Below are 16,617 nucleotides of genomic sequence, written 5' to 3'. Positions count from 1 at the left end.
AGGCGGACGCATGACGCGCGCCGACGCGGACCTGCTCTACACCGACCCGCGCCTCGTCGCGGTGTACGACCTGTTCAACGCCGGCGATCGGGACTTCGCGTTCTACGCCGCCGCGATCGGCGCCGCCCGGCGACGCATCCTCGATCTCGGCTGCGGCACCGGCACGTTCGCGCGACGGCTCGCGGCGGCCGGGCATGACGTCGTCGCGATCGATCCCGCGCCTGCGATGATCGATTACGCGCGACGACAGCCGGGTGCCGACGCCGTACGCTGGTTCGCGTGCGCGCTCGACGGCCTGCCGCCCGGTGCGCCGTTCGATGCAGTGGTGATGACCGGGCACGCGTTCCAGTGCCTGCTGACCGACGACGACATCGACGCGACACTGCGCGGCGTGCGACGCGTGCTCGCCGGCGGCGGCCGCTTTCTGTTCGACACCCGCAACCCGCGCGTCGAGCCGTGGCGAGCATGGACACCCGCGCAATCGGCACGCAGCGTCGAGTCGCACGAATTCGGCATCGTCGATCTCCATCACGCGGTGCGGGCGATCGACGGCGCGATCGTGGCGTTCGACACGCATTACCGCTTCCGCCGCGACGACACGGTGCTGACGAATACGAGCCGGCTGCGTTTCATCGCGCACGCCGAATTGCAGACGCGCGTGACGGCAGCCGGTTTCGTGTCGGCCGACTGGTACGGCGACTGGGAGCACGCGCCATTCGACGAGGCGACGAGCGCGGAGATCATTGCGATCTGTCGCGCTTGAGCGCGCATTCGCGGTTCGGTTCGCGTCAGCCCGCGACGGGCAACGTGTCCACCGCATACGCATGCCGGATCGTGCGGTCCAGCACCGGATCTTCCAGCTCGACCTCGAACCGCTCGGCCGGCCGGATACCGCCGATCGCCGCGAGTGTGCCGCACAGCATCGCGGTGCCGTCGTCGAAGCGGCCGCCATGGCGCGCGAACTGCGCGAGCAAATCGTCCGGCGCGCGCATCGCGGTCACCTTACCTTCCTGATACAGCACGCGCTCGCCGTCGATCGTCGCGTATGCACGCAACACCAGCCGATCCCAGTGACCGGTCACGTCGTCGAGCCTCCACAGCGTGTTCGCGCAAGGCTTGCCGCACATCTGCTTCGAGACCGTGATGCCGTATGTCTCGACCTCGCGGTCGGTGTGGTCGGACGCGATGCCGACGAACGTGTCGCCGCCGTCTCGCACCAGCACGAATTCCGCTTCGCCGCTGCTCTGCCCGCCCGAGACCTGGATCGCCGGCGACGGGTCGAGGCGATCGGCCGCGACGCGGTAGAACACCGGCGTCGTCGCCGGGCGCTTGACGCCGAGCGCTTCCAGCTCGCGGATATGCTTTTCCATGGCGACCGCGTCGCGGCCGGTCCAGCCCGCGATCACGAGCGTGTGGATCGCGATCGCACGCTCGGTGCGGCCGTCGCGACCGTCGATCGCGAACGTGATGGTTTTCATCGAATGCTCCTAGTCGCGGGCCGCGCGATGCAGCGGCCCGCCGTCTGTCATGGATCGGCCGAGCTCAGGCCGGATCGTAATAGTGGATTTCCAGCAGCACGCAGCCACCGTTCGACTTGAACGGGCCATGCCACGCGCCGGGCGGACGCACCGCGTACGTGTAGCCTTTGAACGGCGTGCCGCCGTCGCCGTGCTCGTCGTTGCCGACGGTCAGGTCGCCTTCGACCAGAAACACCTCTTCCCAGTAGTCGTGCACGAACGGCTGCTTCGTGTGCAGCCCGGCCGGCAGGCGCAGCAGGCGCGTGCGGCTGCCGCGCTTGCGCTCGGTGTCGAGCGCGCCGGACAGGATCAGTTCCTGCGCGCCGGACGCCGGGTCATAGCCTTCCGGCAGTCGCCAGTCGCGCTGCATGTCCAGCGTGTGGAATTCGTCGTGAAGCTTGCTGATGGCCATCTGTCTCTCCTGATTGCGATAGCGGGTAAAAGGGGTTGCGATGCGGCTAGTCAAGCGGCACGCGGCGTCGACAGTTCCTGGTTCAGCGAATAGCTGCCGAGCATCGAATCGACCAGATGCGACGCACGCTGCCAGTCGTACGTGCGATACGCATGGCCCTTCGTGACGAACGACGCGCCGGCGTAGAACAGCTCGTACTGGTTGTGGCGCGACGCGAATTCGGAGCCGACCGCGTCCCACGCGAGCTTGAAGAACTTCACGCGTTCCTCCGACGAGCACACCGGCGACTTCTGCGTCTTCTCGATAATGCGCAGCAAGTCGGGGTTCTCGAAATCGCGCACGCTGGACGGCAACATGATCATTCCGCCGCCGGCGAGCTCGCGCAGTGTGTTGAGCACCTTCGAATACAGCTGCTGCGTGACGACCTGCGAGCCGTACAGCATGTTGCGGTCGGGCACGTAGAAGCCGTTGACGACCGTGCCCTTCGCTTCCATCCCGTAGACCCACGCCTCGACCATCGACGCTTCGGCCGCGAGCTGGCCCAGCGTCTCGCGCACCTGCGGAAACGTATTGGTGCCGTTGACCTCGGAGATCTTCAGGCCGAGCCCGACGAGAAAGCGCAGCTTCGTCATCAGGCGCACCTGGCATTGATAGTTCTGGTACACGTGTGCGGGTGTCGCGTGGAACTGCTTCGCGCACATCGCCGTATTGCCGGCGACGAAGATCCGCTCCCACGGCACCTTCACGTCGTCGAAGTACAGCACCGCGTCGTTCTCGTCGAAGCGGCTCGACAGCGGGTTGTCGAACACCGACGTCGCGCTCTCCTCGTACGACTTGCGCGACATGATCTTCATGCCCTTCGCGTTCATCGGCACCGCGAACGACAGCGCATACATCTCATCGCCTTCGCGCAGCGGCTGGATGCAGCTGCAGAACACCTCGTTCGCCATGATCCCGCTCGTCGCGAGCATTTTCGCGCCGCGCACCGTGATGCCTTCGGCATCCTGATCGACGATGCCGACCGCGAGGTACTTGTCCTCCTGCTCGTGCGCGGCCTTCGACTGGTTCGCCTGCGGATTCACGATCACGTAGGTCAGGAACAAGTCGTTGTCGCGTGCATAACGGTAGTAGTCGCGCAGCGCGCCGGCGCGCGCCGGGTCGTATTGTTCGAACACGTCGGCGCCCATATACATGCCGGAGAGACACGACGCGACGTGGTCGGGCGAGCGGCCCATGAAGCCGTAATGCAGCTCCGACCACGCTTCCAGCGCGGCACGGCGCTCGACGAGTTCGTCATAGGACGTCGGCAGTTGCCAGATCCGGCTCACGCGGTTGCCCGAGTCGGGCGACACGAACGTCATCTTCTCGACGTTCTCGTCGCGCGCCTGGTAGTCGTACAGGCTCGCGTAGCTGCGGATCGAATTGCGGAATGCCGCGTGCGCGGTCACGTCGCCGACCGGCTGGCCGTTCAGGTAGACCTGCCGTCCGTCGCGCAGCGACGCGATGTGCTGAGTGCCGTTCTTGATCATGATGTGCTCCTGGGGGAATGAATCGTGGGTTGCATTCACATGGATGGCGCATGCGCGCCGTCGAGCGCGCGGTAACGACCGCCGAAGAAGATCAGCGGGCGCCCGTCCGAGCGCGCCCGGTGCCGCGTCACGCGGCCGACGAAAATCACGTGGTCGCCGCCGTCGTACTGCGCATACGGTTCGCATTCGAACGTCGCGAGTGCGTCAGGCAGCAGCACCATGCCGTCGTCGCCGGCCGCGCCGCCGCGCCAGCCCCACTTGTCGCCGTTCGCTTTCGCGAAGGAGTTCGACAGGTGCTGCTGCGTCTCGTCGAGCACGTTGACCGCGTAGCCACCCGCGCCGGCCAGGTCGCCGAGGCTCAGGCTGCGGCGGTCGACCGAGAACAGGATCAGCGGCGGGTCCAGCGACACCGAATTGAACGACGCGACCGTGATGCCGATCGGCATCCCCTCCTTGCGCGGGGCGGTAATCACCGCGACGCCCGTCGCGAACATCGACAGCGCGGCGCGGAAACGCCGCTGCTCGTCGGCATCCGCGCCGGTTCCTGCGTGGTTCTCGCTCATCTCGTTCTCCTTGGGTTGCATTTCCGGATTCCCCTGAGGAATCCGCATCAACAAAGCGCCATTAATTAGCTTTGTTATTTAGCTTTTATTAAATGTAAACACAAAAGCCGGTTCAAGATGTCGTAAACCCTGATCTTGAAAGCTTTGTTTGAAAGACAACCCTACTGGCGGGATGGATGTTGCGCGGCTCTCGCGAATGTCCACGTACACTGCGCCAACCGTATTCACCGGCGCTCGCGACCCGCGCGAACCGTCGCTTTCCGGAGTCCTTTTCGATGCAATCCCGTCCGATCTACATGGACTACAGCGCGACGACGCCCGTCGATCCGCGCGTGGTCGACAAGATGGTGCCGTTCCTGCACGAGCAGTTCGGCAACCCGGCTTCACGCAGTCACAGCTACGGCTGGGATGCCGAGCAGGCGGTCGAGGAAGCGCGCGCGCACGTCGCCGCGCTGCTCGGCGCCGATCCGCGCGAAATCGTCTGGACGTCCGGCGCGACCGAAGGCAACAACCTCGCGATCAAGGGCGCGGCGCACTTCTATCAGGGCCAAGGCAAGCACCTCGTGACGGTGAAGACCGAACACAAGGCCGTGCTCGATACGTGTCGCGAACTCGAGCGCCAGGGCTTCGATGTCACGTACCTCGACGTGCGGCAGGACGGCCTGCTCGACCTCGATGGGTTACAGCAGGCGCTGCGCGCCGACACGATCCTGGTGTCGGTAATGCTCGCGAACAACGAAACGGGGGTGATCCAGCCGGTGGCCGAGATCGGGGCGCTGTGCCGCGCACGCGGCATCGTGTTCCACTGCGATGCGGTGCAGGCGGCCGGCAAGATTCCGGTCGACGTGAATGCACTGAACGTCGACCTGCTGACGGTGACCGCGCACAAGGTGTACGGCCCGAAGGGGATCGGTGCGCTGTACGTGCGCCGCAAGCCGCGTGTGCGCATCGAAGCGCAGATGCACGGCGGCGGCCACGAGCGCGGGATGCGTTCCGGCACGCTGCCGACGCACCAGATCGTCGGGATGGGTGAAGCGTTCCGGCTGGCGAAGGAAGAAATGGCAGAGGAAAGCCGCCGCGTCGGCGCGTTGCGCGACCGGCTGCTGGCCGGCCTGTCGACGCTCGACGAGGTTTACGTGAACGGCGACCTCGCACGCCGGATTCCGCACAACCTCAACGTCAGCTTCAATTTCGTCGAAGGCGAATCGCTGATCATGGGAATCAAGGGCGTCGCGGTGTCGTCAGGCTCGGCGTGCACGTCGGCGTCGCTGGAGCCGTCTTACGTGCTGCGTGCGCTCGGTCGAAGCGACGAGCTCGCGCACAGCTCGATCCGCTTCACGCTCGGCCGCTTCACGACCGAAGCCGAGGTCGACAGCGTGATCGCGCAGGTGCGCGACACGGTCGGCAAGCTGCGCGAATTGAGCCCGCTGTGGGACATGCATCTCGAAGGGGTCGACCTGGATACGATCGAGTGGGCCGCGCACTGAGCGCGGTGGCCCGCCCGGGTCAGCCTTTTTCCTGGCGAGCGATCATGTGCGCAAGATCGAGCGTCGCGCGATCGCCGTTGGTAACGAGGCGGTCGATCACCGAGCAGAGCGCCTTGAATTCGGTTTTCGTCACGCCTTCGAACAGCACGTTGTTGATGCGCTGCTGCGTATCGACGAGCGCTTTCAGCAGCTTCGAGCCGGCCGGCGTGACCGTGAGCCGCATCTTGCGCTTGTCGTCGGGGTCCGAGCGTTTGTCGATCAGGCCGAGCTTCTTCAGCTTGCCGGTCTCGATCGTGACGAAAGCGCCGCTCAGGTGCAGATGATCGGCGAGGCGGTTGACGGTCACGACGTCGTCATGCGACAGATGGGCGACCGACACGAGCAGCGAATACTGGATGCCGGTGAGACCGATCAACGAGCCGAAACCGTCGCGCACCGACAGCAGGCGCGCCGCGAACGGCAGCAGCCCGTTGATCAGGTGGCGAAATTCCGTGTCCGTGCCGTCGATCAGGCAGGCCGGGTTGGTAATGGTCAGAACGGACTCCTCTTGCTGCTTGGCCATGACGTCGACGCTCCGTGCGGTCATGCGAATTTAGCTTTGGAACGAAATTATACGGCAAAGGCACCGGCGGCCTCGGCCAGCCTAGCGGCCTGCAGGCGGCCCGATTTCCCGATACTTTCCCGACACAGGAGGCTCGAACATGCCCTTCCCGCTTCATCCCGCCACGGTTCGCGCGCTGCTCGAATGCTATCTGCGCGCGAAGGACCTGAACCAGGCCGCGCTGATCGCGGACTGCTTCGCGGCCAATGCCGAACTGAGCTTTTCCCTCGCCAACGACGACATCGATTTTCCGCCGCGCGTGACGGGCGTGGCGGCCATTGCGCATACGCTGGTCGAGGCATTCGGCGAAAGGTTCGAGCAGTGCCGAACCTATTACGTCTGCACGACCCCGCCCGTCGATGAGCACGGCGTCAGCAGCATGCCGTGGCTCGTCGTGATGCGGCAAAAGGACAGCGGCGCGCTGCGGATCGGACACGGCACGTACCGCTGGCGGTTCGCCATCGATGGTGAAAACGACGACGTTGCGCGGGTTGCCGCGCTGCACATTCATATCGCGCGGATGGATACGATCGGCGATCCGCAGTCGTTGAAACTCGATCGGCTGCACGCGGCGTTCGGGTATCCGTGGCTGCCGGCACACGCGTTCGCGCGCGGGCTGGCGGACGTCGTGGCGGTGCAACCGGATTGGGCATTCCTGGCGCCGTTCGAGCAGGCGGCCGCGTCGGCCATCGGCTGAAGCTCCGCCGCATCACGGCGCCGCGCGCGATCCGTCATTGCCAGCCAGCAACTGCGCGGCCGTCATGACGCGCGGGTCGTCGCCCGTCAGATGCGCGCCGTAATAGGCGATCGACGCCTGCTTGTCGAGCAATAGCGGAATCGAGACCCGCCCGAGCAGCGTGCGTTCGATCGCGTCGCCGAACGTGAATCCCGCCAGATAGACGCCGTCCATCACGCAATTCGTCGTGAACACGCGGCCCTGCGTATCGACATAAAACTCGACGTAGCCGAGATCGTCCTCGGCGATTCCGATCATCGTCGTGTCGAGCGCCCGCTCCCACGCGGCAATCTGTTCATCCTGATGCTCCAGTGCGCGAAACGCGATTCCCATCGGCGCGCAGGTTTCCCCGCTGCGCCGGGCCGGCTCCGCACCCACGATCAACGTGCCGAATTCACGCAGGATCGCATCGCCCGGATGTTCGCCGTCGCGGGCCGACGGGCGGCCGTCTGCAGGGCCGCACCACCCGGCCGCGACAAACAACGGCCTGACCGTCAACGGAATCTCGATCACTAGAATGCTCCTGAAGTTACCGCATACGAGACGACACGCGCGAACGCTCTCCGCAGCGCGGACATCATGCGCCGCGCTCGCCCTCACGCACCGTCGAGCGCGCGCCGCACACCGTCCCAATCGAGCCCGAACCGCGCGAGATACTTGCGCAGCCGGTCCGCGTCGTTCGGCTGCTTCTTGCTCTGCCGCGACACCGCGAACAGCGTGCGCCCGGCTTCCGACAGGCTCGCCGACGTGCGGCACACGTCGAGCACACGTTCGAGCTGCGCACGGTCGAACAGGTCGAGTTCCGCCGCACGCGCACCGAACACCGCGTCGACGCACGCGTCCGCCATATTCGCGCCACCCGGCGACGACCACGTGCGCGTCAGCCGCTCGACTTCCTGCTCGGCGAGCGCCTCGGTAATGCGCCCCGCATCGGCCAGCGTCGCCATCCGTGTGACCGACGCCGACAGCTCGCGGAAGTTGCCGGCCCACGTCGCGCGCGGCGAGGCCGCGAACGCGAGATAGCGCCGCTTCGCCTCGACGTTGAACCGCACCTGCTCGCCCTGCTCGCGACCGAAACGGTCGAGCTCGAATTCGAGGTTCGGCTCGATGTCCTCACGGCGCTCGGCCAGTCCCGGTAATTCATAGGTCCAGAGGTTGATCCGCGCATAGAGGTCCTCGCGGAACGTGCCGGCCGCCACCATCTGCCGCAGATCGCGGTGCGTGCCCGCGATCAGTTCGAAATCACTGGTCGCCTCGACGTCCGCGCCGACCGGCAGGAAGCGCTTCTCCTCGATCGCCTTCAGCAGCATCGCCTGTTCGTCGAGCCCGAGTTCGCCGATCTCGTCGAGAAACAGCAGCCCGCCGTCCGCCGCGCGCAGCAGCCCCGCACGCGCCGACTGCGCCCCTGTGAACGCGCCCTTCACGTGACCGAACAGCGTCGACATCGCCGCGTCGCCGCGCAGCGTCGCGCAGTTGATCTCGATGAACGGCCCCGCGAGCCGATGCCGGCCGCGCTTCAGCTCGTACACGCGCTTCGCGAGAAACGACTTGCCGGCCCCCGTCGGCCCGACCAGCAGCATCGGCGCGCGCGAACGCACCGCCACGCGCTCAAGTTGCTCGATCAGCGCATTGAAGCGCGCGTTGCGCGTCGCGATGCCGGCCTTCAGGAACGACACCGTTTCGTCGCGCTCGCGCGTGAAGCGCTGCGCGATCCGGTTGTAGCGCGACAGGTCGAGATCGATCACCGAGATCGTGCCCGGCCCGCTCGGCCCTTCGTCGGTCCGCTGCGGCGGCCCGGTCTGCACGAGGCGCGCGGGCAGGTAGCGCGCTTCCGCCAGCAGGAACCAGCAGATCTGCGCGACGTGCGTGCCGGTCGTGATGTGGACCAGGTAATCCTCGTGTTCGAGGTCGAACGGGTACGCGCGTGCGTAATCGTGCAGCGTCGCATAAACCTCCTCGAAATCCCACGGATCGTGGATCGTGACCGGCGTGAGCCGCACGTCGGTTCGCGGCGACACGCGCGCGAGATCGTCCCGCACCTGGTTGGCGAGACGCGTGTAGTCCAGCGAATGCAGCAGTTCGAGCCGGTCGATCGGCAGGTCGGGCTGCTCGCACAGCGAAATCGTCGGCCGCCATTTGCGGTAACGGCGCGGCGCGCGGCCGCCCTGGTCGAGCACGGTGCCGAGAAAACCGATCGCAACGGTTCTGCGCATGTTTATCTCATGGGATAAGAAGCGATCCAATTGTATCGGATATTCATGACCGTGACGTGCCGACAGCGTCGATGCCAGACACTACAAAACAGGTAATTCCCTTTTAATTTCAATGTGTTGAGAGATTTCCAGAAACGCCAGCCGCTCACTGGCACGCTCCTCGCTAAATAAAAGGCGCCGGATGTCCCGCTGGCCCACGAGCCAGGGTTCAACAAGCCCTGCTGGTGCGCCGCCGCCGAACCTCGTTCGTCGCGGTAGCGCATGCCGCCATGGACAGACGAAGGCAAAGGGGCGCGCACCAGGATGCTTCGCCCGGGTTCGAATCCCGGGGCGCCCATTGTTCGAAAGCTCAGCCAGGTGGAGCAGCCGGCGAAAGCCGGCCGGTGGCGGGTTCGAATCCCGCTCGAACGCTGTCCGCAAGGACGGTCTCGTATGAAGGCAGTACCCGCCGGTGCGGGCCGACAGGCCCGCCGCGCGTCGGACCGGTTGCGGTTCCGCGCGATCGGCCGGGCGGCCGCACGGCCCGCGCGAAGGCGCACGACGACGCAATGCAGCAGGCGTCGCCATGCGCTTCGACGCCGGCCAGCGCGCCGCCCGCCCGATTGCGTCGCCCCGCGATCCGCACGATGCGCGTTACCCGGCGGCCATTGAATAAAAGGACAAAAATATGTGGAAGCGTCATGTGGTGAAAAAGAACGAACGCGCGCTGCTGATGAGCGAGGGCGATTTCGTGAAGGTGCTGGAACCGGGCGTGTTCAAGGCCTTCGATCCGTTCAAGCGCCTGTCGGTGCAGACCGCGCGTCTCGACGCGCCGCTCGCCGACGAAGCGCTGGCCGACTACCTGCGTCACGACGCACCGGACGTGCTCGCGCGGTATTTCGTCGCGATGGATCTCGCCGACGACGAAGCCGGCCTGCGCTACGAAGACGACGTGCTCGTCGAGATTCTGGCGCCGGGCACGCGCCGGCTGTACTGGCGCGGCCTGACCGCGCACCGGCTGGAGCGCATCGATCTCGCGCAGGACAGCATGCTGCCCGCCGCGCTCGTGAAGCGCATCGCGCAACCGTCTCTGCGTGCGCGCGGCGTGGCGGGGCTGACGGGCGTGCTGCTGGCGCAGGTGCCGGCGTACCACGTCGGCGTGCTGAAGGTCGACGGCAAGATCGAGCGGTTGCTGGACGCGGGCGCGTCGGCGTTCTGGCGCTTCAACCGCGACGTCGCGGTCGAGCTGGTCGATCTGCGCTTGCAGGCGATCGAGGTCGGCGGGCAGGAAATCCTGACGCGCGACAAGGTCGCGCTGCGGCTGAACCTGTCGGCGACGTGGCGTTATGCGGACGTGCTGCATGCATTCGACCAGTTGCAGAAGCCGGTCGAACACCTGTATCGCGAGTTGCAGTTCGCGCTGCGTTCGGCGGTCGGCACGCGCTCGCTCGACGAGTTGCTCGAGGACAAGCAGTCGCTCGACGAGGTCGTGATCGCGCAGGTGCGCGCCCGTCTCGACGGTTCGGGCGTGGACGTGCGCAGCGTCGGCGTGAAGGATATCGTGCTACCGGGCGACATGAAGACGATCCTCGCGCAGGTGGTCGAAGCGGAGAAATCCGCGCAGGCGAACGTGATTCGCCGCCGCGAGGAAACGGCGGCCACGCGTTCGCTGCTGAACACCGCGAAGGTGATGGAAGAAAACCCGACCGCACTGCGGCTCAAGGAGCTGGAAACGCTCGAGCGCGTCGCGGAACGGATCGACCGCATCTCGGTGTTCGGCGGTCTCGACCAGGTGCTGAACGGGCTCGTCAGCATCAAGGGCACGTAATGCAGGCTCCGGCGCGATGCAGATGTGTCGCACCGGTCCCGAAATGAATCAGGTGAAGCAAATGACCGACATGGATTATCAGGTGATGGAACTGGCGAACGGCAAGCCGGTGAAGATGTGGACGCAAGGCGTCGCCGTCGAGGACGAAGCGCGCGCGCAACTGCGCAACACCGCGCAGATGCCGTTCATCTTCGGCCACGTCGCGGTGATGCCGGACGTGCACCTCGGCAAGGGCTCGACGATCGGCAGCGTGATTCCGACGAAGGGCGCGATCATTCCGGCCGCGGTCGGCGTCGACATCGGCTGCGGAATGATGGCCGCGCGCACGACGCTGACGGCGGCCGACCTGCCGGATTCGCTTGGCGGGCTGCGCAGCGCGATCGAACGCGCGGTGCCGCACGGCCGCGCGCCGGGCCGCCGCGATCCGGGCGCATGGGGCGATCGCACGCCGGCCGCCGTGACCGACGCGTGGAAGTCGCTGCAGCCGGGCTTTCAGCGCATCGTCGACAAGTATCCGAAGCTGGCAAAGACGAACCACTACGCGCATCTCGGCACGCTCGGCACCGGCAACCACTTCATCGAAGTGTGCATCGACGAAGCGGACCGCGTGTGGTTCATGCTGCACAGCGGCTCGCGCGGCGTCGGCAATGCGATCGGCAGCCTGTTCATCGAACTCGCGCAGGCCGACATGCGGCAGCACATCGCGAACCTTCCGGACCGCAATCTCGCGTATTTCACCGAAGGCAGCCGGCACTTCGACGATTACGTCGAAGCGGTCGGCTGGGCGCAGGACTACGCGCGGCGCAACCGGCAGGCGATGATGGACGCGGTAATCGGCGCGGCGCACGGCGTGATCGGCACACCGTTCTCGGTCGACGAGCACGCGGTGAACTGTCACCACAACTACGTGCAGCGCGAGCGCCACTTCGGCGAAGACGTGCTCGTGACGCGCAAGGGCGCGGTGTCCGCGCAGAAGGGGCAGCTCGGGATCATTCCGGGCTCGATGGGCGCGAAGAGCTTCATCGTGCGCGGGCTCGGCAACCCGGAAAGCTTCTGCTCGTGCAGCCACGGCGCGGGCCGGACGATGAGCCGCACCGAAGCGAAGCGCCGCTTCACGGCCGACGATCAGGCGAAGGCGACACAGGGCGTCGAATGCCGGAAGGACGCGGGCGTCGTCGACGAAATCCCGATGGCGTACAAGGACATCGACGCGGTGATGGCGGCCCAGCGCAGCCTCGTCGAAGTGGTGCATACGCTGCGCCAGGTGGTGTGTGTGAAGGGATAGCGCGGTGTGCGGCCGAGGGCCAGCGGCCGCGCACAACGAAAGGAAAACGACAACGATGAAAACCGACAAGGCAATGACGACCGTGCGCAGCGCGCATCCGATCGACCCGGCGGTGCGGGCACGCGTGATGGCGGAGCTCGCGGAAGTCGAACGCCGCCATGATGTATGCGTGCTGTTCGCGTGCGAATCGGGCAGCCGCGGCTGGGGATTCGCTTCGCCGGACAGCGATTACGACGTACGCTTCGTGTACGCACACCGGCGCGACTGGTACCTGAGCGTCGAACCGCAACGCGACGTGATCGAGCGGCCGCTCGACGACGAGCTCGACGTCAGCGGCTGGGAATTGCGCAAGGCGCTGCAACTGCTGCGACGCTCGAATCCGACGCTGCTCGAATGGCTCGACTCGCCCGTCGTGTATCGCGAAGATGCGCGCTGGGCGCCGCGGCTCAGGTCGCTGGCATCGGCGTTCTTCTCGCCGGTACGCGGGCGTCATCACTACCTCGCGATGGCGAAGAAAAATTTTCGCGGCTATCTGCAAGGCGACACGGTGCGTTACAAGAAGTACCTGTACGTACTGCGTCCGCTGCTTGCGGTCCGCTGGATCGACATGGGGCTCGGCATGCCGCCGATGCGCTTCGTCGATCTCGTCGACGGGACCGTGCACGAGCCGACGGTGCGCGCGGAGCTCGATGCGTTGCTCGCGCTTAAGATGAGCGCGAACGAAAGCGAATACGGGCCGCGCCGGCCGGCGATCCACGCGCTGGTCGAGACGATGCTCGCCGATGCCGAACACGATCGCGAATACAAGCGGCCGTGGGGCGACGTGGCGATGCTCGACGCGTTCCTGCGCGACGTGGTCGACGGCCGATGAAAGTGAACGGCGCGATGCCTCCGGGGATCGCGCCATTTTTGCATCCGCACTCGTCCGATCAATGCAGGCGAGCAACGATCGTGCCCGCGTACTACGTGTCGTCGTCACGATTCACAGCCCATCGCAGCGGTATACTCGATGCCGTTCGGCACAGCGCGCCGCCGCATGCGCCGCAGCCTTCGACCTGCCCCGCCTGCTGACGATGCGCTTGCAGTCCGACATCTTCCGCCCGTCCATCCACAGTCGATACGAACCGTCATGTCGCACCGCCTTTCGCTCGCCATCGCCGCCCTCCTCGCCGTTTCCCCGTTCGTTGCCGAGGCTCGCCCGCTCGCGCGGCCACCGGTCGAACGCGACTTCAAGAACTGGTCGATCGTTTGCGACAACGTCAACCGCTGCATTGCCGAAAGCCACGCGGACGATATCGATGACGCACGCACGAGCCTCATCCTGCGCGTGACGCGCGATGCCGGCCCGGATGCGCAAGCCTCGCTCGACATCTATGCGTCGGCGCCGCTGGACCTGCGCAGCGCACGCGTGGATGGTCGCCCGTTCGATGCAATGGCGGCCCGATGGCATGCGTTCCGCGGCAAACCGGACGATGACGACGCGCACCCGTTCCGGATCCGGACCAACGATCCGGCAACGGTTGCCGCATGGCTCACCGCGTCGCGCAATGCGCAACTGCTGAGCTTCGGCGATCCGGCGTCGGCACAAACCGCCCGCACACCGTTGACGGGATTGAGTGCCGCGCTGCTGTTGATCGACGACACGCAGGGCCGTGTCGGCACCGTCACGGCGTTGCTGCGCCCGGGCACCCGGCCGGCGTCGGCGGTGCCCGTCGCACCGGCACTGCCACCCGCCGTCACGCCGGCCCCGGCCGTCGCAAACCTGTCGGCCGCGGAGCAACGGCCGCTCGTCGATGCGGTGCTCGCGAAGTTCGGCGGCGACGTGAAGCAATGTGCGGCCGATGTCGAAGACGAAATGCCGGCGAGCGATCGCAGGAAGGCGTCGACTGCCGTGGCGGTCTCCGCCGACGAAGCGCTGGTCGCGATACCGTGCCAGACCAGCAGCATGTATAACCACACCGACCTGTGGTATCGCGTGCGGCGAACTGCGCCCTACTCGCCGACGGCGATGAATTTCGGCGAGAACGCGAACGCGGGACTCGATTCGGCGTCGTTCGCAAACGAACTGACCGACGCCGGCTACGATCCCGCCAGCGCGACGCTATCGAGCAAGGTCAGACTGCGCAGTGCCGGCGATTGCGGCTCGACCGCATCGTGGATCTTCGACGGCCGGCACTTCGTGCTCAGCGATATCGCCACGCACGGAAGTTGCAACGGCCTGTTCGACGATCAATGGCCACGCCTGTATCGACGGGCCGATGCGGCAGCCAACCCGCACTGACGCACCACGTCACGCACCGACGATCGAGATCGAGAACCCGTCCCAGCCCTTCTGCCCGACCGTCTGCACGGCTGTCGTCGCGAGCGCCGGCTCGGCCACGAGGCGCGCGAACCCCTCGCGCACGCCGACCACGTCCGGCTCGCGATTGTCCGGATCGGCCACGCGCCCGCCACGCACGACGTTGTCGACGACGATCACCGTGCCGGGCCGCGACAGCTTTCAGTGCCGCGTCGAGATAAACGGCGTTGTTGTCCTTGTCCGCATCGATGAAAACGAAGTCGAACGGCGCCTCCCCGGCGTCGATGAGCCGCGCAAGACTATCCTTCGCGCTGCCGACCACCACCGACACGACTTGCGCAAACCCGGCGCGCGCGATGTTCTCCGTCGCGACCTTCGCGTGTGCCGGGTTTAGCTCGAGCGTCACCAGCGAGCCGCCCGGCGGCAATGCGCGTGCCAGCCAGATCGTGCTGTAGCCGCCGAGCGTACCGACTTCGAGAATCCGTCGCGCGCCGCGGATCGTCGCGAGCAGTTGCAGCAGCTTGCCCTGGTTCGGCGCGACGTTGATCGCCGGCAGCCCGGCCGCGTCGCTCGCCGCGAGCGCGGCGTCGAGCACGGCGTCGGACGGCACGAGCGTCGCCGAGAAATACGCATCCACCTGGTTCCACCGATCCTGATTCATCGCGCACCTGTCGTTTGCGGACAAGGGCATTCTATGCGCCGCGCCCCCATAAGCAACCCACCATTCGTTCTAAGGGTAGCGGCACACGTGCTCCTATAATCGCCGGACGGCAGGCCCCCTCGACCTTCACAACAACAAACGGAGCACCCATGACCGATCAGGCCCATTCGAACTGGCGTCTCGAAACCATCGCCGTGCACGGCGGTTATCGTCCCGACCCGACCACGCGCGCGGTCGCCGTCCCGATCTACCAGACCGTTGCGTACGCATTCGACGACACGCAGCACGGCGCCGACCTGTTCGACCTGAAGGTCCAGGGCAACATCTACACGCGGATCATGAACCCGACGACGGACGTGCTCGAGCAGCGGATCGCCGCGCTCGAGGGCGGCATCGGCGCGCTCGCGCTGGCGTCGGGGCAAGCCGCCGTCACGTACGCGATCCAGACGATCGCCGAAGCCGGCGACAACATCGTGTCCGCGAGTTCGCTGTATGGCGGCACCTACAACCTGTTCGCGCACACGCTGCCGCAATACGGGATCACCACGCGCTTCGCCGACCCGCTCGACCCTTCCTCGTTCGAGCCGCTGATCGATGCGCGCACGAAGGCGATCTTCGCGGAATCGGTCGGCAACCCGCTCGGCAACGTCACCGACATCGCCGCGCTCGCGGCAGTCGCGCATCGCCACGGCATTCCGCTGATCGTCGACAACACGGTGCCGTCGCCATACCTGCTGCGCCCGTTCGAGCACGGCGCGGACATCGTCGTGCATTCGCTGACGAAGTATCTCGGCGGGCACGGCACGAGCCTCGGCGGCGCGATCGTCGATTCGGGCAAATTCCCGTGGGCCGAGCACGCGGACCGCTTCAAGCGGCTGAACGAGCCGGACGTCAGCTATCACGGCGTCGTCTATACCGAAGCGTTCGGGCCGGCCGCGTATATCGGCCGCGCCCGCGTGGTGCCGCTGCGCAACATGGGCGCGGCGATCTCGCCGTTCAACGCGTTCCAGATCCTGCAGGGGATCGAGACGCTCGCGCTGCGGGTCGAGCGGATCAGCGACAACGCGCTGAAGATCGCGCAGCATCTCGCGCGCCACGAGCACGTCGAATGGGTGAACTATGCGGGCCTGCCCGATCACCCCGATCATCCGCTCGTCGCCCGCTACCTGTCGGGCCGGGCGCCGGGCATCCTGACGTTCGGTGTGAAGGGCGGCCGCGACGGCGGCGCGAAGTTCCAGGATGCGCTGAAGCTGTTCACGCGGCTCGTCAACATCGGCGATACCAAGTCGCTCGCGACGCACCCGGCCTCGACCACGCACCGTCAGTTGTCGCCGGCCGAACTTGCGAAGGCCGGCGTGAAGGAGGAAACGGTGCGGCTGTCGATCGGCATCGAGCATATCGACGACCTGCTCGCCGATCTCGACCAGGCGCTCGCGCAGCTTTGACCGCAACGGGCACGCCGGCCGCTTGCCGGTGCGTCCGCATCAAACCGCTTGACTCTGGAGCG

General features: G+C 66.3%; 15 protein-coding genes, 1 tRNA gene and 1 pseudogene. 9 read left to right on the top strand and 8 right to left on the bottom strand.

Annotated elements, in window-relative coordinates:
• Positions 1-10: 10 nt before the first annotated feature.
• Positions 11-763 carry a class I SAM-dependent methyltransferase gene (locus SY91_RS16770; RefSeq protein WP_006479608.1) on the top strand — a complete coding sequence of 251 codons (753 nt, stop codon included), beginning with the start codon at positions 11-13 and terminating at the stop codon, positions 761-763.
• A 25-nt stretch (positions 764-788) separates the two neighbouring features.
• Here the strand turns inward: SY91_RS16770 and SY91_RS16765 are convergent, their stop codons facing one another.
• The 4 genes from SY91_RS16765 to SY91_RS16750 form a co-directional block, all read right to left on the bottom strand.
• On the bottom strand, positions 789-1,478 hold the full coding sequence (locus SY91_RS16765; RefSeq protein WP_023475022.1) for a DUF2848 domain-containing protein: 690 nt from the start codon (positions 1,476-1,478) through the stop codon (positions 789-791).
• Between the two features lie 64 nt (positions 1,479-1,542).
• Positions 1,543-1,929, bottom strand: coding sequence for a hypothetical protein (locus SY91_RS16760; protein WP_023475023.1), 387 nt, complete (start codon positions 1,927-1,929; stop codon positions 1,543-1,545).
• A gap of 50 nt (positions 1,930-1,979) precedes the next feature.
• Positions 1,980-3,458 carry a 4-hydroxyphenylacetate 3-hydroxylase family protein gene (locus SY91_RS16755; RefSeq protein WP_011548303.1) on the bottom strand — a complete coding sequence of 493 codons (1,479 nt, stop codon included), beginning with the start codon at positions 3,456-3,458 and terminating at the stop codon, positions 1,980-1,982.
• Positions 3,459-3,493: 35 nt separating this feature from the next.
• Entirely contained in the window at positions 3,494-4,021 is a 528-nt protein-coding gene (locus SY91_RS16750) for a flavin reductase family protein (RefSeq protein WP_023475024.1), read from the bottom strand.
• A gap of 275 nt (positions 4,022-4,296) precedes the next feature.
• Here SY91_RS16750 and SY91_RS16745 point away from each other — a divergent pair, with 275 nt between their 5' ends.
• On the top strand, positions 4,297-5,508 hold the full coding sequence (locus SY91_RS16745; RefSeq protein ID WP_043886674.1) for an IscS subfamily cysteine desulfurase: 1,212 nt from the start codon (positions 4,297-4,299) through the stop codon (positions 5,506-5,508).
• 19 nt (positions 5,509-5,527) lie between these two features.
• On the opposite strand, the gene SY91_RS16740 is transcribed toward SY91_RS16745, so the two are convergent.
• Positions 5,528-6,070 (bottom strand): MarR family winged helix-turn-helix transcriptional regulator, encoded by a 543-nt coding sequence (locus SY91_RS16740; RefSeq protein WP_012338577.1) that lies wholly within the window; start codon positions 6,068-6,070, stop codon positions 5,528-5,530.
• A 139-nt stretch (positions 6,071-6,209) separates the two neighbouring features.
• On the opposite strand from SY91_RS16740, the gene SY91_RS16735 reads away from it, so the two are divergent.
• The gene (locus tag SY91_RS16735; protein WP_023475026.1) at positions 6,210-6,806 is read left to right on the top strand and encodes a nuclear transport factor 2 family protein; all 597 of its coding nucleotides are present in this window, start codon (positions 6,210-6,212) and stop codon (positions 6,804-6,806) included.
• A 12-nt stretch (positions 6,807-6,818) separates the two neighbouring features.
• Here the strand turns inward: SY91_RS16735 and SY91_RS16730 are convergent, their stop codons facing one another.
• A complete protein-coding gene (locus SY91_RS16730) occupies positions 6,819-7,358 on the bottom strand; it encodes an SUKH-3 domain-containing protein (RefSeq protein WP_023475027.1) in 540 nt (179 codons plus the stop codon).
• Between the two features lie 83 nt (positions 7,359-7,441).
• Positions 7,442-9,058, bottom strand: a complete 1,617-nt coding sequence (gene rtcR, locus SY91_RS16725; protein ID WP_023475028.1) for an RNA repair transcriptional activator RtcR — start codon at positions 9,056-9,058, stop codon at positions 7,442-7,444.
• Positions 9,059-9,396: 338 nt separating this feature from the next.
• Here rtcR and SY91_RS16720 point away from each other — a divergent pair.
• The 5 genes from SY91_RS16720 to SY91_RS16700 all read left to right on the top strand — a co-directional run bounded on the left by SY91_RS16720 (position 9,397) and on the right by SY91_RS16700 (position 14,431).
• A tRNA-Phe gene (locus SY91_RS16720) sits at positions 9,397-9,469 on the top strand.
• A gap of 256 nt (positions 9,470-9,725) precedes the next feature.
• Positions 9,726-10,865 (top strand): slipin family protein, encoded by a 1,140-nt coding sequence (locus SY91_RS16715; RefSeq protein ID WP_023475029.1) that lies wholly within the window; start codon positions 9,726-9,728, stop codon positions 10,863-10,865.
• A gap of 61 nt (positions 10,866-10,926) precedes the next feature.
• A complete protein-coding gene (locus SY91_RS16710) occupies positions 10,927-12,150 on the top strand; it encodes an RtcB family protein (protein ID WP_043886679.1) in 1,224 nt (407 codons plus the stop codon).
• Positions 12,151-12,205: 55 nt separating this feature from the next.
• Positions 12,206-13,021 carry a nucleotidyltransferase domain-containing protein gene (locus SY91_RS16705; RefSeq protein ID WP_023475031.1) on the top strand — a complete coding sequence of 272 codons (816 nt, stop codon included), beginning with the start codon at positions 12,206-12,208 and terminating at the stop codon, positions 13,019-13,021.
• A gap of 258 nt (positions 13,022-13,279) precedes the next feature.
• The gene (locus SY91_RS16700; protein ID WP_023475033.1) at positions 13,280-14,431 is read left to right on the top strand and encodes a DUF1176 domain-containing protein; all 1,152 of its coding nucleotides are present in this window, start codon (positions 13,280-13,282) and stop codon (positions 14,429-14,431) included.
• Between the two features lie 9 nt (positions 14,432-14,440).
• On the opposite strand, the pseudogene SY91_RS16695 reads toward SY91_RS16700, so the two are convergent.
• Positions 14,441-15,110: pseudogene (locus tag SY91_RS16695) on the bottom strand (O-methyltransferase).
• 149 nt (positions 15,111-15,259) lie between these two features.
• On the opposite strand from SY91_RS16695, the gene SY91_RS16690 reads away from it, so the two are divergent.
• Entirely contained in the window at positions 15,260-16,555 is a 1,296-nt protein-coding gene (locus SY91_RS16690) for an O-acetylhomoserine aminocarboxypropyltransferase/cysteine synthase family protein (protein WP_023475035.1), read from the top strand.
• Positions 16,556-16,617: the final 62 nt, after the last annotated feature.

It is taken from the genome of Burkholderia cenocepacia, from assembly GCF_014211915.1.
Lineage (GTDB): Bacteria > Pseudomonadota > Gammaproteobacteria > Burkholderiales > Burkholderiaceae > Burkholderia > Burkholderia orbicola.
Note: the sequence above shows the minus strand (reverse complement) of the source record. Positions and strands in the feature narration are given on the sequence as shown.